A 16,099-nucleotide genomic window follows, 5' to 3' on the forward strand; every position below is an offset into this window, starting at 1 on the left:
GGTGAGCACGTCGCTGCCCGCCGGAGCCCGGCTGATCACGGTGGGCGGGTAGTAGGCACCGCGCGCCGGCAGCCCGTGTGGCAGCCCGCCGGTGTGGATGTGGGCTCCGGCGGAGCGGGCCGCCTCCACCGCCGCCACGACCCGGTCGAAGGCAGCACGGTCGATGAGCGGCCCCATCTGGGTGCGCGGGTCGGCGGGATCGCCGATGACAAGGCCTTTCGCGGCGGCTGCAAACCGGTCGAGCACCTCTTCGGCGATGCGGTGGTGGACCAGGACACGGGAGCCGGCGGTGCAGTTCTGCCCCATGGTCAGGAACGCTGCCTCGATCATGTCGGCGATGAGTTCGTCGCCGTACTCGAGCGCGTCCGCCATCAGGAGTTGAGGGCTCTTGCCGCCCATCTCCAAGGAGACCCGTTTGAAGTTGGTCTCCGCCGCGTCGGCCAGGACACGGCGTCCGGTGGCCGTGGATCCGGTGAACGACAGGGCTCGCACAAGCGGGTTGCGGGCGAGCGCCGTACCGGTGACGGTGCCGTGGCCGGGCAGCACGGTGAGCACGCCGTCCGGAAGGCCCGCCTCGGCCGCCAGACCGGCGAGGTGCAGGGTGGAACGCGGGGTGGCCTCGGCGGGCTTGAGCAGCAGGGAGTTTCCCGCGGCGAGCGCGGGCCCCACCTTCCAGGCGGCCATGGCCAGCGGGTAGTTCCAGGGCAGGATGGCGGCGGCCACCCCGACCGGCTCCCGGCTCACCAGACCCAGGCTGTCGTGACCGGTGGGGGCCACGCGGCCGAAGACCTTGTCGGCCGCCTCGGCGAACCAGCGGATCGACTCGATCGCCGCGGGCACGTCGCCCGTGCGGCACTCGGTGATCGGCTTGCCCGCATCCTCGCAGTCCAGCCGGGCCAGCAGCTCGGCGTCGCGCTCCATCAGGTCGGCCAGGCGCAGCAGGACAGCGGCCCGCTCCCGTGGGGACCGGCCGGCCCAGGCGCCGCTGTCGAAGACCTTGTGCGCCCGCTCGGCGGCCAGCACGACGTCCTGCTCGCTCGCTGCCGGCACGGTGGTGATCAGCTCACCTGTCGCGGGACTGACGACGTCGAGCGTCCCCTCGACATCCGTGATGGCCCTCCCGCTCATGCTTCCTCCACCAGTTCCCACCGGCCGCCGCCGACTTGGCGCGCCAGTCCCCTGCGGCGCAGGTCCTCCAGATAGCGGGCCATGCCCCGCTCACCGCGCCTGCGGAACAGTGGAAAGATCCGGGGCAGCAGATTCGGGGCCAGCATCGCGCACCGCACCAGCCGGGACTCGCCGGGTCTGACGTAGGCCTCCAAGCGGGGCTTGTCCAGCAGGCTCACGACCGCCCTGACGACATCGGACGGCTGCTGCGGCGCGTCCTGGAACTGCAGTGAGTTCCCTCCCTCCACGGCCTCCTGACGGAGCATCCGGGTGTCGGTCGCCGAGGGCAGCACCGAACTCGCCGTGATGCCCTTGCCCCGCAGGTCCAGCCCAATGGCGAGCATCGCGCCACGCAGCCCGAACTTCGAGGCGGTGTAGATCGGCGTCTCGCCCAGCGGGAAGATCCCGCCGAGGGACACGGTCGTGACCACCCGGGGGTCGCCGGAAGCCCGTAGCAGCGGGATGGCGACCCGGGTCATGACCAGCGGGGAGACCAGGTTGAGATCGATCTCCCGCTCGATGCTCTCGACGCTGCGCACATCGAACCGCTCGGCGCTGGTCATGCCCACGTTGTTCACCAGGACGTCGATACGCCCGTGGGTGACCGCGATGCCGTCGAGCATCTGCTCCACCGCGAGCCGGTCCAGCAGATCGCAGCCCAGCCCGGCATGCCCACTCCCGGGCAGATCGGCAGCGGTCCGCTTGGCCCGCACCTCGTCGATGTCGACCACGACGAGCCGGGCACCTCCCGCGGCGAAGCGGTGGCACAGGGCGCTGCCGATGCCTCCGGCACCGCCGGTCACCAGGATGACCTTGTCATGGAAGTCGTACGTCATGACGCCGTCGCCTCCTGTCGCACGGACGCCGGCCGAGGCGGCCGACCCGCGGTACGCCACCCCATCCCTTCGGCCACTTTGCCGAGGTACCTCACGAAGGCGTCGCTGTGGACATAGCCGGTGTGGCGCGGCGAGTCGACGAACTTCAGTCCGCCGGACAGGTCCGGCCGGTCGCTGCGGATCATGCGTGCGAACCGCTCGGCGGTCGGCAATCCGGCCCGCGCGTCCCGGATGAATGAGGCAATCAACTGGGCCTGGGCGTCGAAGAGTTTGTAGGCACCGGAGTTGGTCTCCACGAAGCCGACGCCGAACAGGCCCTCGTGCTCGCGGGAGAACGAGGACAGATAGAGGTCGGGGTGCTGCTCGTCTCCGAAGTACTTCTGCGCGACGGGGACTTTGTGGACGTACCCCGTCGCAAGCAGGATCAGGTCGAAGTCGTCGCTGGTGCCGTCCGTGAAGTGCACCGTCCGGCCCTCGGTGCGCGCGATGCCGGGCCTGGCCGTGATGTCCCCGTGCTGGAGGTGGTGGATCAGCAGCGAGTTGATGGCCGGGTGGGTCTCGAACAGCCTGTGGTCGGGCTTTTGCAGACCGAGCCTGCGCGGGTCGCCGTTGAGCAGTCGCAGCAGGCCGCCGAACAGCTTCTGCTGCAGCCACATCGGCAGGTGGGGTCCGCCCGCGGCGATGGTGTCCACGGGCCGGCCGAACAGGTGCTTGGGTATGAACCAGTAACCACGGCGCATGCTGATCGCGGCGTGGTCGGCGGAACGCGCCGCGTCGCAGGCGATGTCCAGCCCGGAATTCCCCGCACCCACCACCAGCACCCGTTTGCCCCGCAGTTCGGCGCTGCTGCGGTAGGTGACCGTGTGGCGGACCTCTCCCGTGAAGTCGCCGGGGAGGTCAGGGACGTTGGGGTGCCACTGCGCACCCGTACACACGACGACCTCCCGGTGTGTGCCGGTCCGGCCGTCGGCCCGGGTGACCGTCCAGGTGCCGTCCGGGTTCTTGTCCACGCTGCGGACCTCGGTGCCGAACTCGATCCGGTCCCTGAGCCCGTACGCCTCGGCGAACGACGTCAGGTAGGACAGGATCTGCCGGTGCGGCGGGTAGTCGGCGAAGTGGTCCGGCATCGGATAGCCGCCGAAGCCGGAGAGGGTCTTGCTGGAGATGAAGTGGGCCGACTCGTACATCGGACTGCCCGGGTTGTCGATGTCCCACAGCCCGCCCGGTCCCGTGTGGCGCTCGATGTGCGTGTACGGCAGGTCCCGCTCGGCCAGCGCCCTCGCGACCGCCAGCCCTGCGGGTCCCGCACCGATCACACAGGTGTCGTACTGGTTCTCACTCACCAGCTCGCTCCTTTCGCCGATGTCTCATGTGTTGTGGGGAACCTATGCACCGGGTGACCGGCGCGAACTGACCCGCGCGGCCACAGAGGGGACCGCGGCGGCCACAGACAGGCCTCGACGTCGGACCCGGTCAGGACGCGGTCCAGCCGGTACAGCGGACTCGAGTCCGGCCACGCTCCGGGGGACGTCACCGACGTCGAGCCGTCGGACCAGCCGCCTGCAGAGCTCACCCCGTCTCGGCGGCGGAGGAGGGCGCGAGCCCGTGCTCGGCCGCTGCCTTGGTGCCGGACACCGTCATCCGGAGCAGGGGCAGCGAGGCGATGAAGGTACCGAGCGCCAGGACGACGCCGAGCAGGTCGGCCCCGGCGGCGTCGAGGACCGCTCCGACGGCCAGCGGTCCGAGGCCGGTGCCCAGGGCGCCCGCGCCGCTGAGGGAGGCGACCAGGCGTCCGGTCGGGTCGATGAGCGCCGCGGCGGCGAGCATCTGCACCAGAACGGCAAGTTGGCAGGCTTGCCAGAGGACGGCCGCGACGGCGAAGAGCACGGGGTCGTGGGTGATGACCAGGACCGACATCGCGAGGGCCTGCGCCGTGACGAAGACCGCCATCGACCGCATGCGCCCGAAGCCCCGCGCAGCCACCGGACCCACCACCGCGCCGACGAGAGCCACCACGCTGGAGATCGCGAGGACGGCCGACACGGCCGAGTGGGACATCCCGGTGTGCTGACGGCCCAGGACCGACGCGTACGACCACGCGCCCTGTGTGACGGTCCACAGCAGCGCGGTTCCGAGGAGCAGAACCACCGACGGCTTGGCCGTGGTCGTCACTCCGGTACCGGCGGAGGCGGCGCCGGGCGTCGCGGGACCGTCCGGGAGTCGGCGTACCAGTGGCCAGGCCACGAGACAGCACAACGCCATGAGCAGGAAGCCGGTTGCCTCCCCCAGGTCGTGGTTGGCCGCGGGGACGCCCATGATCAGCAGCGCCGTCACGCCGACCACGCCGGAGATGGTGACCGCGGACGCCTTGTCGGCGTCGTCGGTGGCGGCGAGCGCCGCCGTGGCCGCCGCGTAGACCGCGCCGAGCCCCGCGCCGAGGACCAGGTTGGCCAGGACCAGGGTCACCGGGTCGGTGGCCGCCGCCGCTCCCAGGAAGCCGGCGCCGGAGAGGGCGAGCCCGAGGCGGGTCATCCGCACCCGTCCCGGCCGCGCTGCCCGCTTGGCCAGCAACAGCGTCACCACCGCCGTCGCCATCAGCTGGGTCGCGGCCACGAGCCCGGCGCCTGAGTCCGACAACCCGAAGCGTGACGCGAAGTCGTCGACGAACACGGGCATCACGTTCGCCCCACCGTTGCCGAGGGTGACCCCGGCGATGAGCGCCACCGCCACACCGAAGGTCAGGGCGGAGGCGCTTCGCGCGTTCACCGGCCGCTCCTAGGCGAGGAGTCGGGGACTACTACCGTTCCTCGGCGGAGCGCCGAGTGTGCACCAAGCATGAGAGCCTCACGAGTCAGGGAGCGCGAGCCGCGTTCGAACGAAGTTGAGAGCCGGGGGGGGGACGGCGGTCAGCCGGCCCAGACGTCTTCGACGTAGTGGCCGGACTCGGTCAGGGCGGCCAGCCAGGCGGTGGCCTCCTCGTCGTCGGCGCCCGTGTTCTTGCGGTAGATCGCCATGAACGCCTCCCGCACCGCCGGGGCCATGCGACGGCCGTCTCCGCAGATGTAGACGCGTCCGCCGGCCTCCAGTACCGCCCAGACCTCGTCGCCCTCCTTCACGATGCGGTCCTGGACGAAGCGGGCTCCGTCCTCGGGGGCGCAGGAGAAGGTGGGCCGCATGCTGACGGCGCCGGCTGCCTCGGCGGCCTCGAACTCCGCGCGGTGCAGGTAGTCGACGTCGGGGTGGTCGCAGCCGAAGTAGCACAGCAGCGTTCCGGTCGACCGGGTGTGGTGGCGGTCGAGGACCGCGCCGCGGAAGGGAGCCAGACCAGTGCCCGCGCTGACCAGGATCACCGGCACCGACTCGTCCCGGGGCAGGCGGAAGGCCTCGCTGCAGGGCAGCACCCTGGCCTGGACGGTGTCGCCCGCCGCCACGGTCTGGAGGTAGTGCGAGGCGATGCCGTGGAAGGTGCCCTCGCCGCCGCGGTGGGGCGCGGCCAGCAGTGACACCATCAGGTCCACTTCGCCGGGTGCCGCTTCGGCGGACGAGGAGATGGAGTAGTGGCGCGGCCGCAGGACGGGCAGCAGCTCCAGGAAGCGTTCGAAGGGCAGCTCGCAGGCGCGGTAGCGCTCCAGCAGGTCCAGGACGCTGCGTCCGGCCGCGGTCACCTGCTCACGGAAGGTCTCCGGGTCCGCCGCCGCGAGTTCGGCCAGGGGCCGCTTCTCGGGCGGGCAGGCGGTGTGCTCGGCGAGTACGGCGACCTGCTCCTGGGTGGCGGCGTCCTGCAGTTCCACGAAGCCGGTCAGCAGGCGGCGCAGGGTCAGCGGCCGGTCGACGGGCAGGGCGCCCCGGCTGCGGCGACGGGCGCGCAGTCGCACGGTGCGGTCCAGATCGAGGCCGAAGCGGTCGGCCACCCGCCGCACCAGGGCGTCCGGGTTGCTCGGGAGCACGGCCAGGTGATCGCCGGTGCGGTAGGTGACGCCCTCGGGCAGCCGCAGTTTGAGGAATCGCTTGGAGCGGCCCAGCTCGTGGTCCATGTCGACGAGTTCGTACGCGTCGAGCACCTCCATCGGCTGCACGCCGTGCCGTGCCGCGAGCCCGCCGATGACCGAGTCGGTCGCGTCCTGCAGTTCGTACAGTCCCGTCTCATGGTCGGCGGCCGGCTCGGCCTCGTGCGCTTCTGCGGCGGCTCCGTACCGCTCCAGCAGGGCGTTCCACAGGTCGCCGGTCCACCGGTCCACCGTGCCGGCGAAGTCGCCGGCGGCGTCCGCGGCGCCGCGCTCAAGCAATGGGGTGGCGCCCGCGGCGGTGAGCTTCTCGTCGATGAGGGTGGGGATGCGCTGGTAGGTGGCGGCCCAGTTGCGGTCGCCGACCCCGAGTACGGCGTACTTCAGGCCGTCGAGCGCACCGGGCTCCAGGCCCTCCAGCCATGCGACGAAGTCCGTGGCATCGTCGGTGGGCCTGCCGTTGTAGGAGGCGGCCACGATCACCACCGGTCCATCACCCGCGGAGAGTTCGCCCACGGCGTCGTCGAGGGGAGCGACGGACGGGGCGAAGCCGCGCTCGTCGCCGTCCGCCGCCAGGTCGCGGGCAATGCCCGCGCAGGTGCCCAGGTTGGAGCCGTGCAGGAGGGTCAGCGCGGTTCCGGTTGCGCGCCGGACGGCGGGCCGGTCCCGGCCGGCGGGAGCGCTGTTCGCGTCCACGGCCGCAGCGGTGGGCAGGCGGCGCTCCGCGCTGGTGCGCCGGGCCAGGTGCAGTGTGAACTCGTCGGGCTTGAGGGTGAGCGACTGCTTGATCTTCAGCTGGTAGTCGGTGTGGTCGATCAGCCGGTAGCGGTGGATCACCAGCGCCAGGACCAACGTCGCCTCGTGCAGCGCGAACTGGCGGCCGATGCAGGCGCGTTCGCCGCTGCCGAACGGCTTGAACAGATGGACCGGCCGCTCCTCCTCCCGCTCGGGCAGGAACCGGTCGGGGTCGAACAGCTCGACGTTCTCACCCCAGGCGGGGTCCCGGTGCAGCTGCGGGATGAGGATCTGGATCGACTCGCCCTTGCGCACGGCGTACTTCCCGCCGATGACCGTGTCCTCCAGCGGCTCCACCGCGTAGGCGGGGGCCGTCGGCCACAGCCGCAGGCCTTCGTTGAGCACCTGGCGGATGTACGTCAGCTTGCCGATGTCCCCGTAGTCCGGCTCGGGGGTGTCGGAGTCGCCCCACAGGGCGTCCACCTCGGCCTGGGCGCGGGCTAGGACCTCGGGGTGCTTGGTCAGGTAGTAGAGGGCGAAGGACAGGGCACCGCTGGTGGTCTCGTGACCGGCGATGAGGAACGTGATCGCCTGGTAGCGGATGTTGATGTCGTCCAGGGGCTCGCCGGTCACCGCGTCCCGGGTGTGCAGCATGCGCCCGAGCAGGTCGTCGGTGCTCTGGTCTCCGGACGCCCGGCGCTCTCGGATCACGTCGTCGACCAGGCCCTTCATCAGGGCCACGTCGGCGCGGAACTGCTCGGCCTGCTTCCACTTGAACAGCTCCGTGCCGGGGATGGACTCCCCCTTGGCCTGGGCGAAGCCGAGCGCTCGCGACAGGGCGGCGACGAAGGGGTGCGGCTCCTCGCGGCCGAAGGACTCGAAGTCGTAGCCGAAGCCGCACAGACCGATCGTGTCGAACGTCAGCCGCGTCATGTCGCCGGCCACGTCCACGGGCTCCGTTCCGGCCGCCCGGTCCCACTTCCCGATCAGCTCCCGGGCCACCGTGAGCATCGTCGCGTGGTAGCCACGCATCGCGCCGAGCGAGAAGGCCGGCATCAGGACGTCGTGCGCCTTGCGCCAGTTGGGCTCGTCGTTGAACGCGGTGAAGAGCCCGTCGCCGCCGATCTCGCGAAGGATCACGAGGTCGGGGTGCACGTTCTTACGGAACCGGCTCTCGTCCGCCAGCTCGGTGACCAGGTCGAGGCCGGAGGCGAAGTTGATCTCGTTGCCGAAGACACGGAGCTTGAACAGCGGCCCCAGCTCCTTGGCCTCCTTCATCACGTAGAGCAGGCCGTCGGCGCCACCCGGGATGTCGAAGGCGTGGCCGACCAGGGGCAGGGCGGGGCGCTGAGGGATCGGCTCGGTTCCGCGCAGGGTCTCGTGAGTCATGAGCTTGCCTTTCGGTCGGCGCAGGCTGTCGCTGGGCAGAAACATACAAGCGACTTTGTCAGGCGACAATGTCAGCCGACCCTGTTGGATGACACAGTCGCTTGATGGAACCGTCGGAGACCTCGAAGCGTCTGGCTAGAGCCAGGTCGGGGACATCTTGTCGAGCGACCAGTTCGACAGACTGAGTCGCATAAGATGCCGTCATGGCTCATGTATCCGCGGCGGAGCGCCGCCCCCAGCTGATCAAGGCGGCCATCGAGCTGATGGCCAGGGAGGGCGTCGCCGCCGGCAGCACCCGCGCCATCGCCGCAGAGCTCGGTGTGGCCCAGGCGACCGTGCACTACACCTTCGGCACGAAGGAAGAGCTGTACCGGGCCGTCATGGAGCAGCTCACCCAGGACCTGGTCGCCCAGGTGGAGCAGGCCGCGCCCGCGGCCGCGAGCTTCGAGGACACGATCGCCACGCTCGCCGAGGCCCTGTGGCGCACCGTGCTCGAACAGCCCGCGTCCTACCAGCTCCTCACGGAACTGTCGATGTTCGCCCTGCGCACGCCCCATCTCCGGGAGGCTCTGCACAGCCACCATCGCGACGTCTCGGCCGTGACGACGAAGCTGATCAGTGCGGCCGCCGAACGCACCGGCCACCGGCTCGCCCAGCCCGCCGAGGTGATCGCGAGGTTCTTTCTCGCGGGTTTCGACGGACTGACGATGCAGCACCTCTCAGTGCCGGACGAGGAAGCCGAAGGGGTCTGCATGCGGGCGCTGATCTCCGCCGTCCTGGCCATGGCCTGAGGGCACCCGCGAGCGACGGGGAACACGTCGAGCCCCCTTGCCGGCCGGACTGGGACATCGTCGCGTTTCAGGCCGTCAGCAGGGGGAGTTGGTCTGCGTGGGCAGGCTCATCCTTCAGGGCAGGCGGAGGAGGTCCGGCCGTTGCCGGCGCGGACCGTCTCGCCTCGACCAGCTCGCCAACGTCCGCAAAGGCAGGTGCGCCGACGTCAAGGACGCTTCCAGCACGGCCGGTGCAAGGGTGATCGGCCCTGCATGGGCCCCTCACGGTGTGCCGTTCCTCCGCCGCATCGCGCGCCGAGTGGACCGCCGGGGGAACAGCACCGGTTGCACGAGCCGGCGCCGGTCCACGCCGCTGCGGGCGTTGATGACAGCGATCAGCAGGTCGACCGCTTCGGCGCCGACCCGGTCCGGGCGGAGACTGACCGTGGTGAGGGGCGGGGTGGTGGTCGCGTAGTCCGGATCCTCGCTGATGCACGCCACCAGCAGGTCCTGCGGCACCCGAAGCCCGTGCTGCCGGGCGGCGGCCAGGATGTTGTGACCGGAGTCGGAGTAGACGCCGATGACGGCGTCCGGCCTCGGATCGTGGTGGAGGAGCCGGCTGACGGCGTCCTGTTCGGCCGTGAAGTAGTCGGGCACTGTGGCGTACTCCTCCACGAGCGCGGGCATGCGGTGTTCGTCGCACCAGGACCGGTAGGCGTGTGCGATCAGGTGCGGGTACGCGTCGTCGTGGACAGGCAGGGACAGCCCGATCCGCCGGGCGCCGGACCGCGCGAGGTGCTCCAGCAACAGACGCAGGCCCGCTTCGTGGTCGGCGTCCACCCATGCGTCGCACGGATGCGGCTTGGGCGGCCGGCCTTCGCTGATCATCGGTATGCCACGTTCCCGCAGGATGGAACGGACCGGGTCCTCGGCGCGCGGTCCGACGTGGATGACTCCGTCCATCGGCGTGTTGAGCCACATCCACGGTGACTTCGAACTCTGCATCACCAGGAGCAGATGGCCGCGCTCGTGGGCCGCTGCCATGGCGCCCAGCGCCAGCTGTGCGTAGTACGGGATCTCCGTGTACGGGACGGGCAGGTCGCCGTACGTGGTCATGGTCAGGCCAAGCACTCCGGTTCCGCCGCGGGCGAGGGCACGGGCCGTACTGGTGGGGGCGTAGCCGAGTTCGCGCGCCGCGGCGAGCACGCGCTGTCTGGTCGCCTCGGAGAGCCGTCCCTTGCCGTTGAGTGCGTTCGACACCGTGGCGGTGGACACGCCTGCCCGTGCGGCGACGACGTCCAGCGTGGGACGCCGCCAGGCACGAGAGTTCTGCATACCCACCCCAACTACCGTGTGACCGGCTGTAGTTCTTGCGGTCAAGAACTTGACCACGCAGCGTACCGGGCACGGCTACCACAAGGATCGCCGGGTGAGGAGTGATCAGATGTCAGAGGTCTTGGACGGCACACTCGAAGGCCCGGGGACGGCACGCTGCGCCGGAACAGCACGTCGCCCCACCGCGGCGGACTCCGTTACGCCCCGGCCGCCTCGATGAACTCGCGCACGGCGGTGCTCGGGTCCCCCGAGCGGACCAGTGCCTCGCCGACGAGCACCGCGTCAGCTCCCCAACCTCGGTACTCCGCTACGTCCTTCGGGCCCATCACCCCTGATTCCGCGATCTTGACGGTGCCGTCCGGGATGGCGGTCACGAGGTCGGCGAACACACTGCGATCCACGTCCAGCGTTGTCAGGTCTCGCGCGTTGATGCCGAGGAGCTCGGCTCCTGCCGCAGCGGCGCGCCGCACTTCGTCGGCTGTGTGGGCCTCCACGAGCGGTGTGAGGCCCAACTCCTCGCACAGTCCCATCAGATCGGCGAGTTGGCCGTCGTCCAGCGACACGACCATGAGAAGCGCGAGATCGGCGCCGTGTGCGCGAGCTTCCCACAGCTGGTAGGGGTCGATGATGAAGTCCTTGCGCAGGACGGGCACGTCGACCCGGGCACGTACGGCGTCCAGATCGGCGAGAGAGCCGCTGAAACGCCTGCGTTCGGTCAGCACGCTGATCGCAGCGGCACCGCCGGCCGCGTACTGGACCGCGAGCGACGCGGGGTCGGGGATGTCCGCCAGAGCACCCTTGCTGGGGCTCCTTCGCTTCACCTCGGCGATGATGGACACCCCCGGCGACCGGAACGCGGGCAGCGGGTCGATCGCGGGTGCCGCGTCCGCCGCTCGGGAGCGCAACTCTGCCAGCGGCGTCGCGCGCTTACGCTCTTCCAGGTCTTCGCGGACTCCCGCCAGGATTCCGTCAAGAACGCTCATTGTCCTCTCCTTGTCGACTGCTGTCTGCCGCCGCGGACGTCCCCGGCGGCTTGGGTGAGGCCGTTGCCTCACCCACGTCCACGTAGTGCTCGGATCGGCCAGTGGGCGCGGCCACCAGCATGGGACTCTGCCTGGCCGCGCCCCTCCTCGCTGCCTTCGGTCTCGACGAGCCGGACACCGCCGCAGGCGGGGGCTCAGGCCAGGCCGAACCGCTCGGCGTGCACGCGCCGTTGGGGAACCTTCAGCGTGCGCAGGGCGCTGAGCACGGCCGAGGTCATGGCGGGCGGGCCGCAGACGTACACGTCGCGTTCGGTCAGGTCGGGAACCAGGGCACGGAGACTGTCCGGCCCGAACGGCGGGTTCCCCTCCCCCGTGCGGCCGGTGAGCAGGTGCAGCTGCCCGCCGCGGTCCGCGACCAGGGTTCGTACCTCGTCGACCAGCACGGCGTCCTTCTCGCTGCGCACCCGGTAGAGCACGACGACGTCGCCGGCCGGTTCCTCCTCCAGCAGAGCTCGAACCGGCGTGATCCCCACTCCTCCGGCGATCAGCAGTGCGCCGGGCCGCGTTCGATGCAGGGAGGTGAATGCCCCGTACGGCCCTTCGACGAACGCGCGGCTTCCGACCGGGACGTGGCGCAGGCCGGCGCTGGTGCTGCCGACCGCCTTGGCGGTCAGGCGCAAGGTACGGCCGTCGGGTGCCGCCGACAGGGAGAACGGATTCGCCAGCCACCAGTGGTTGTGGCCGGGGAACCGCCAGATGCAGAACTGGCCGGCCCGGGCCGGCAGCCGGTCGAGGTGGCGGCCGGTGACCCGCACCGACACCACGTCGTCCGACTCCGCCACAACCTCCGCGACCCGGAATCGGTGATAGGCGTTGCGCCACAGAGGCATGACGACACGGCCCGTGACCAGGGCACCGAACGCGAACAGCCACAGTGCCCACCAGTAGATCTTCGCGAACGCGGAAGAGCTGAAGGTCGTGGTCTCCTGCAGTTGGTGGACGAACGCCAGCCCCAACGCCAGGTACAGCAGCAGGTGCAGGCCGTGCCAGGTCTCGTACCGCAGCCGCTGCCTCACATACCGGCCGGAGACCGCGCCGACCACGACGACGATCGCCGCGGCCAGCATCCCGAGCAGGGAGGCCGGTACTCCGGCCAGCGCGAAGAACGTCTTCGTCATCGACGCGTCATCGAGCCTCGCGTAGCCCAGCACCACCAGCACGGCGTGGGTGAGGAGGGTCCACAGCAGGGTGAAGCCGACCCACCGGTGCCACACCGTCAACCGGTCCATGCCGATACGACGGTCGAGCCACGGCAGCCGGGCCACCAGCAGGAGCTGGAACAGCATCACCACGGCGGCGTGCAGGCCGAAGAACTTGGCGACCGTGAGCACCGCGTTTTTTCCGGTCCCGGCGGTGAGGAACAAGGCCTCGACGATCACCAAGTTGACGATGACAAACGTCCACAGCGCCAGCCGCGCCGCAACGACCGGAGGTATGGTGCCTTGCCGCACCTGCGAAATGGTCGCCTCCACCGCTTCCCCTCTTGTTCATGTGCTTGTCCATGCGATTGTTCATGTGAGGACGTGCGAAGAATAAGGAACTGACGTGAATCGGGCTGTCCTGGCCGACCGGCCGCCATTGACCGGTACGTTGAGTGATTAACGTCTTAACCGCAAGCCTTCACAGGGGTGTCCCGGCAGGTCAGCTCATGCCCTGGAGGCGCACGTTCACCGAGGCCGAGTTGCCGCTCACGGTCAGGGCCTGGTCGGAGACCGTCACCGGACGCGCAGGCCGTCAGCTCCGGCGCGCTCCGGGCGGGAGATGTACTCCCGCCCGCGTGCCAGAACACCGGCAACGTCAGACATGGGATGTCCACGGGTCCACATCAGCGTGACGGAGTGGCGAGCAGGTCGCCCCAGCAGCGTCCCTCTGCGAGAAACAGTGCAGGACTCGCCTTCGTGCCGGCGATCCCCGATTTCCGCCATTCATGGGATGTCCCAGCCGCGATCGTGGTATCTATACGGATGCGCTTGCGAGACGGGTTCGAGCCGACCCCCTCGGTGCGTGCGCCCCGCCCACCCCGTTCTGCCCATACGTAAGGCGGCCGCCGAGCCGAAGGAAGGCGCTGCGGCCGAGCTGCTGACACGAACGGCGATCAGGCCCGCTGATACAGCTACCACTCGCAGAAGAGGACGCCTGCATGAGAAAGTCCTGGATCCTGCCCCTGTTCACGCTCGTCGCCGCCACGCTCGGGGTGACAGCGGCAGGTGAGGCCCCTGCCTCCGCCGCCCCCAACACCCCTTTACGGGTCATGCCGTTGGGCGACTCGATAACCTGGGGTGTGGGAAGCAGTACGGGCAACGGTTACCGGGGTCCGCTGTGGAACCGGCTTGCGGCGGACGGCCATCCGCTGGACTTCGTCGGCACGGTGCGGGGCGGGTCGATGTCCGACCCCGACAACGAGGGCCACCCCGGATACCGTATCGACCAGATCGCCGCCCTCGCCGACGCCTCGCTGACCCGCTACCGGCCCAACGTCGTGACGCTGCACATCGGTACCAACGACCTCCAGGGGGCCTCCGAGGTCGACAGCTCCATCGCCCGGCTGAGGTCGCTGGTCAACCGGATCACCGCCGACGTCCCCGACGCAACCGTCCTCGTCGCCTCCTTGGTCGTGTCCACCAGCAGCTCGGAGGAGCGGTGGCGGGGCACGTACAACCAGGCCATCCGCCAAATCGTCAGCGACGCACAGGCCACGGGCAAACGCGTCGCATTCGTCGACATGAGCAGCGTGACCACGGCCGACCTGGTCGACCCCCTGCATCCCAACGACGTCGGCTACCAAAAGATGGCCGACGCCTTCCACCGCGGCGTCCGGGCCGCGGACAGCGCAGGGTGGCTGAGGAACCCAGCCCCCGCCCCCGCACACATTCAGTCCGGAATCGCCGGCAAGTGCATGGACGTCAACGGCGCAGGCACCGCCGACGGGACCGCCGTCCAGACGTGGAGCTGCGGCGACAGCGCCAACCAGTACTGGTCCGCCTACACCGACGGCACCCTGCGCTCCATGGGCAAGTGCCTAGACGCCGCCGGCGGGGCCACGGCCAACGGCACCAAGGTGCAGCTCTGGTCCTGCCACGGCGGCGCCAACCAGGTCTGGCAGCCCTACAACGGCGGCTACCGCAACCCCGCCTCCGGCCGCTGCCTCGATGTTCCCGGCTCGTCCACAGCTGACGGCGCGCAGCTCCAGCTGTGGGACTGCCACGGCGGCTCCAACCAGAAGTGGACCACTCTGACCGCCGGATGAACCCCGCGCTCGGGGCATGAGCCCGGCTCACGCCCCGAGCGAAAATACGACGCGTGGGGCCGCAGGCATCAGACTGCCCAAGCCGCCGCAGGAAGTGGCGCTCCAGGCCGCCCGCGCGGCACAGCGAGTGGCCCGGCCGCCCGACGCCGACTTCTTGCGCCACGGGCGGCGCCCGCCCGTCACTTCCGGACTGTCGCCCCGAAGGGCAGGGGTTCGCCCGAGCGCAGGTGTTCCCTCAGCCACTGCTCGGTGTTGCTCACGTGCAGGAGTGCGGCGGCCTGGCTGAGGGCGGCGTCGCGGGTGGACAGGGCGTTGAAGATCGCCTCGTGTTCGGCGAGGGTGCGGCCCGCGGCCTTGTCGTCGACCAGACCGCGCCAGATGCGGGCGCGCAGGGTCCGGCCGGAGATCCCTTCGAGAAGGGTGAGGAGGCTTTCGTTGCCCGTGGCCGAGACGACGGCCCGGTGAAAGGCGGCGTCGTGGGCGTTGAGCTGTTCGACGTCGTCGCGGGCCTCGCGCATGGCGTCCAGGTGCCGCTTCACCTCGGCCAGCTGTTCATCGGAGATCCGGGTGGCGGCAAGCGCCGTGGCGACCGGTTCGAGGAGCCGCCGTACCTCCATGAGGTCCTGAAGGGCGGCCGAGTCGCCCTGCAACAGCTCCACCGCGCCGCCGAGCCCCTCCAACAGCAGGCTCGGCTGGAGGCTGGTCACATAGGTGCCGTCGCCTCGCCGGACTTCCAGGACCCGCGCGACGGCCAGTGCCTTGACCGCTTCCCGGGCGAGATTGCGGGACAGGCCCAGCTGGGCCGCCAGGTCCGGCTCCGGCGGCAGCTTCGAGCCCGGCGGCAGGGCACCGGTCCGGATCAGCTCACGGATCTGCTCGATGGCCTTGTCCGTCAGAGACACCGCGCATCCCTCCCCCCGCCGTGCCCCGCGAGCACGTCCGACCTGATCAGCCCCTGAGCGCGGAGATCGTGCCAGAGACCATCAGGTACGCGCCGATCTTGGACTTTCACGTTCCGTACGACCTGTTCCGGGGTCCGCATGCCGAGGGTCACGTTGATGATACTGGGGTGCGTTCGCGGGAAGGCGATCGCGGCGGCGGGCAGGGTGGTCCCGTGCGCCTCGCAGACCTCGGCGATCGCCCGGGCACGGGCGACCAGGGCCGGTGGGGCGTCCTGATAGTCGTACTTCATGCCCTCGGCGGGCCGGTCGAGACAGAGCAGTCCCGAGTTGAACACGCCCACCGCCACCACGCTCTTGCCGAGTTCCCGCGCGGCGGGCAGGACGTCGTCCAGCGCCGACTGGTCCAGGAGTGTGTAGCGCCCGGCGAGCATGACCACGTCGGCGTCGGTCTCGCGCAGGAACCGGGCGAGCATCGCCGACTGGTTCATGGAAAGGCCGAGGCCGTAGTGCGGCGCGGTGTCGACATACCGGATGCCGGCTTCCCAGGCCGCGTCGACGGCGGCTGTCGCGTCGTCCACCGGCGTGACGTGGTAGAGGTTGCCGATCACGGACGCCCCGAAGCCGAGTTCCGTGAGTGCGATGGACGTGTTCCGGATCTTCCGCTGGTGCAA

At 70.2% G+C, this 16,099-nt stretch carries 12 protein-coding genes; 2 read left to right on the plus strand and 10 right to left on the minus strand.

What is annotated here, in order from left to right; genetic code table 11:
- From NW895_RS15045 to NW895_RS15065, 5 genes are all read right to left on the minus strand, one after another.
- Positions 1-1,128, minus strand: a 1,128-nt coding sequence (locus tag NW895_RS15045; RefSeq protein WP_289936028.1) for an aldehyde dehydrogenase family protein, incomplete at its 3' end; no start/stop codon positions are given.
- Positions 1,125-2,003 carry an SDR family oxidoreductase gene (locus NW895_RS15050; RefSeq protein WP_289936029.1) on the minus strand — a complete coding sequence of 293 codons (879 nt, stop codon included), beginning with the start codon at positions 2,001-2,003 and terminating at the stop codon, positions 1,125-1,127. The genes NW895_RS15045 and NW895_RS15050, both read right to left, overlap by 4 nt.
- Entirely contained in the window at positions 2,000-3,346 is a 1,347-nt protein-coding gene (locus NW895_RS15055; RefSeq protein WP_289936030.1) for an NAD(P)/FAD-dependent oxidoreductase, read from the minus strand. The genes NW895_RS15050 and NW895_RS15055 overlap by 4 nt, the downstream gene beginning before the upstream one ends.
- A gap of 226 nt (positions 3,347-3,572) precedes the next feature.
- Positions 3,573-4,769 carry an MFS transporter gene (locus NW895_RS15060; protein ID WP_289936031.1) on the minus strand — a complete coding sequence of 399 codons (1,197 nt, stop codon included), beginning with the start codon at positions 4,767-4,769 and terminating at the stop codon, positions 3,573-3,575.
- Positions 4,770-4,909: 140 nt separating this feature from the next.
- Entirely contained in the window at positions 4,910-8,131 is a 3,222-nt protein-coding gene (locus NW895_RS15065; RefSeq protein WP_289936032.1) for a cytochrome P450, read from the minus strand.
- Positions 8,132-8,334: 203 nt separating this feature from the next.
- On the opposite strand from NW895_RS15065, the gene NW895_RS15070 reads away from it, so the two are divergent.
- On the plus strand, positions 8,335-8,922 hold the full coding sequence (locus NW895_RS15070) for a TetR/AcrR family transcriptional regulator (RefSeq protein ID WP_289936033.1): 588 nt from the start codon (positions 8,335-8,337) through the stop codon (positions 8,920-8,922).
- A 261-nt stretch (positions 8,923-9,183) separates the two neighbouring features.
- Here the strand turns inward: NW895_RS15070 and NW895_RS15075 are convergent, their stop codons facing one another.
- The 3 genes from NW895_RS15075 to NW895_RS15085 all read right to left on the minus strand — a co-directional run bounded on the left by NW895_RS15075 (position 9,184) and on the right by NW895_RS15085 (position 12,730).
- On the minus strand, positions 9,184-10,236 hold the full coding sequence (locus NW895_RS15075) for a LacI family DNA-binding transcriptional regulator (protein WP_289936034.1): 1,053 nt from the start codon (positions 10,234-10,236) through the stop codon (positions 9,184-9,186).
- Positions 10,237-10,433: 197 nt separating this feature from the next.
- On the minus strand, positions 10,434-11,219 hold the full coding sequence (gene trpC, locus NW895_RS15080) for an indole-3-glycerol phosphate synthase TrpC (RefSeq protein ID WP_289936035.1): 786 nt from the start codon (positions 11,217-11,219) through the stop codon (positions 10,434-10,436).
- 194 nt (positions 11,220-11,413) lie between these two features.
- The gene (locus NW895_RS15085) at positions 11,414-12,730 is read right to left on the minus strand and encodes a ferredoxin reductase family protein (protein WP_289936036.1); all 1,317 of its coding nucleotides are present in this window, start codon (positions 12,728-12,730) and stop codon (positions 11,414-11,416) included.
- A gap of 689 nt (positions 12,731-13,419) precedes the next feature.
- Between NW895_RS15085 and NW895_RS15090 the strand changes: the two genes are divergently transcribed.
- The gene (locus NW895_RS15090; RefSeq protein WP_289936037.1) at positions 13,420-14,526 is read left to right on the plus strand and encodes a ricin-type beta-trefoil lectin domain protein; all 1,107 of its coding nucleotides are present in this window, start codon (positions 13,420-13,422) and stop codon (positions 14,524-14,526) included.
- A gap of 179 nt (positions 14,527-14,705) precedes the next feature.
- Here NW895_RS15090 and NW895_RS15095 read toward each other — a convergent pair whose 3' ends face one another.
- Together NW895_RS15095 and NW895_RS15100 are read right to left on the minus strand one after the other, a co-directional pair.
- Entirely contained in the window at positions 14,706-15,428 is a 723-nt protein-coding gene (locus NW895_RS15095) for a FadR/GntR family transcriptional regulator (protein ID WP_289936038.1), read from the minus strand.
- Positions 15,419-16,099: an aldo/keto reductase gene (locus NW895_RS15100; RefSeq protein ID WP_289936039.1), complete on the minus strand. Its 681-nt coding sequence runs from the start codon at positions 16,097-16,099 to the stop codon at positions 15,419-15,421. Before NW895_RS15100 ends, NW895_RS15095 begins: the two co-directional genes overlap by 10 nt.

The sequence above is a fragment of the Streptomyces sp. S.PNR 29 genome (genome assembly GCF_030386795.1).
Classification (GTDB): Bacteria; Actinomycetota; Actinomycetes; order Streptomycetales; family Streptomycetaceae; genus Streptomyces.

Excerpts from the sequence above, each read along its gene's own strand:
- NW895_RS15070 (WP_289936033.1), top strand. The coding sequence starts at position 8,335 with ATGGCTCATGTATCCGCGGCGGAGCGCCGCCCCCAGCTGATCAAGGCG.
- trpC (WP_289936035.1), bottom strand. The coding sequence starts at position 11,219 with ATGAGCGTTCTTGACGGAATCCTGGCGGGAGTCCGCGAAGACCTGGAA.
- NW895_RS15065 (WP_289936032.1), bottom strand. The coding sequence starts at position 8,131 with ATGACTCACGAGACCCTGCGCGGAACCGAGCCGATCCCTCAGCGCCCC.
- NW895_RS15075 (WP_289936034.1), bottom strand. The coding sequence starts at position 10,236 with ATGCAGAACTCTCGTGCCTGGCGGCGTCCCACGCTGGACGTCGTCGCC.
- NW895_RS15050 (WP_289936029.1), bottom strand. The coding sequence starts at position 2,003 with ATGACGTACGACTTCCATGACAAGGTCATCCTGGTGACCGGCGGTGCC.
- NW895_RS15090 (WP_289936037.1), top strand. The coding sequence starts at position 13,420 with ATGAGAAAGTCCTGGATCCTGCCCCTGTTCACGCTCGTCGCCGCCACG.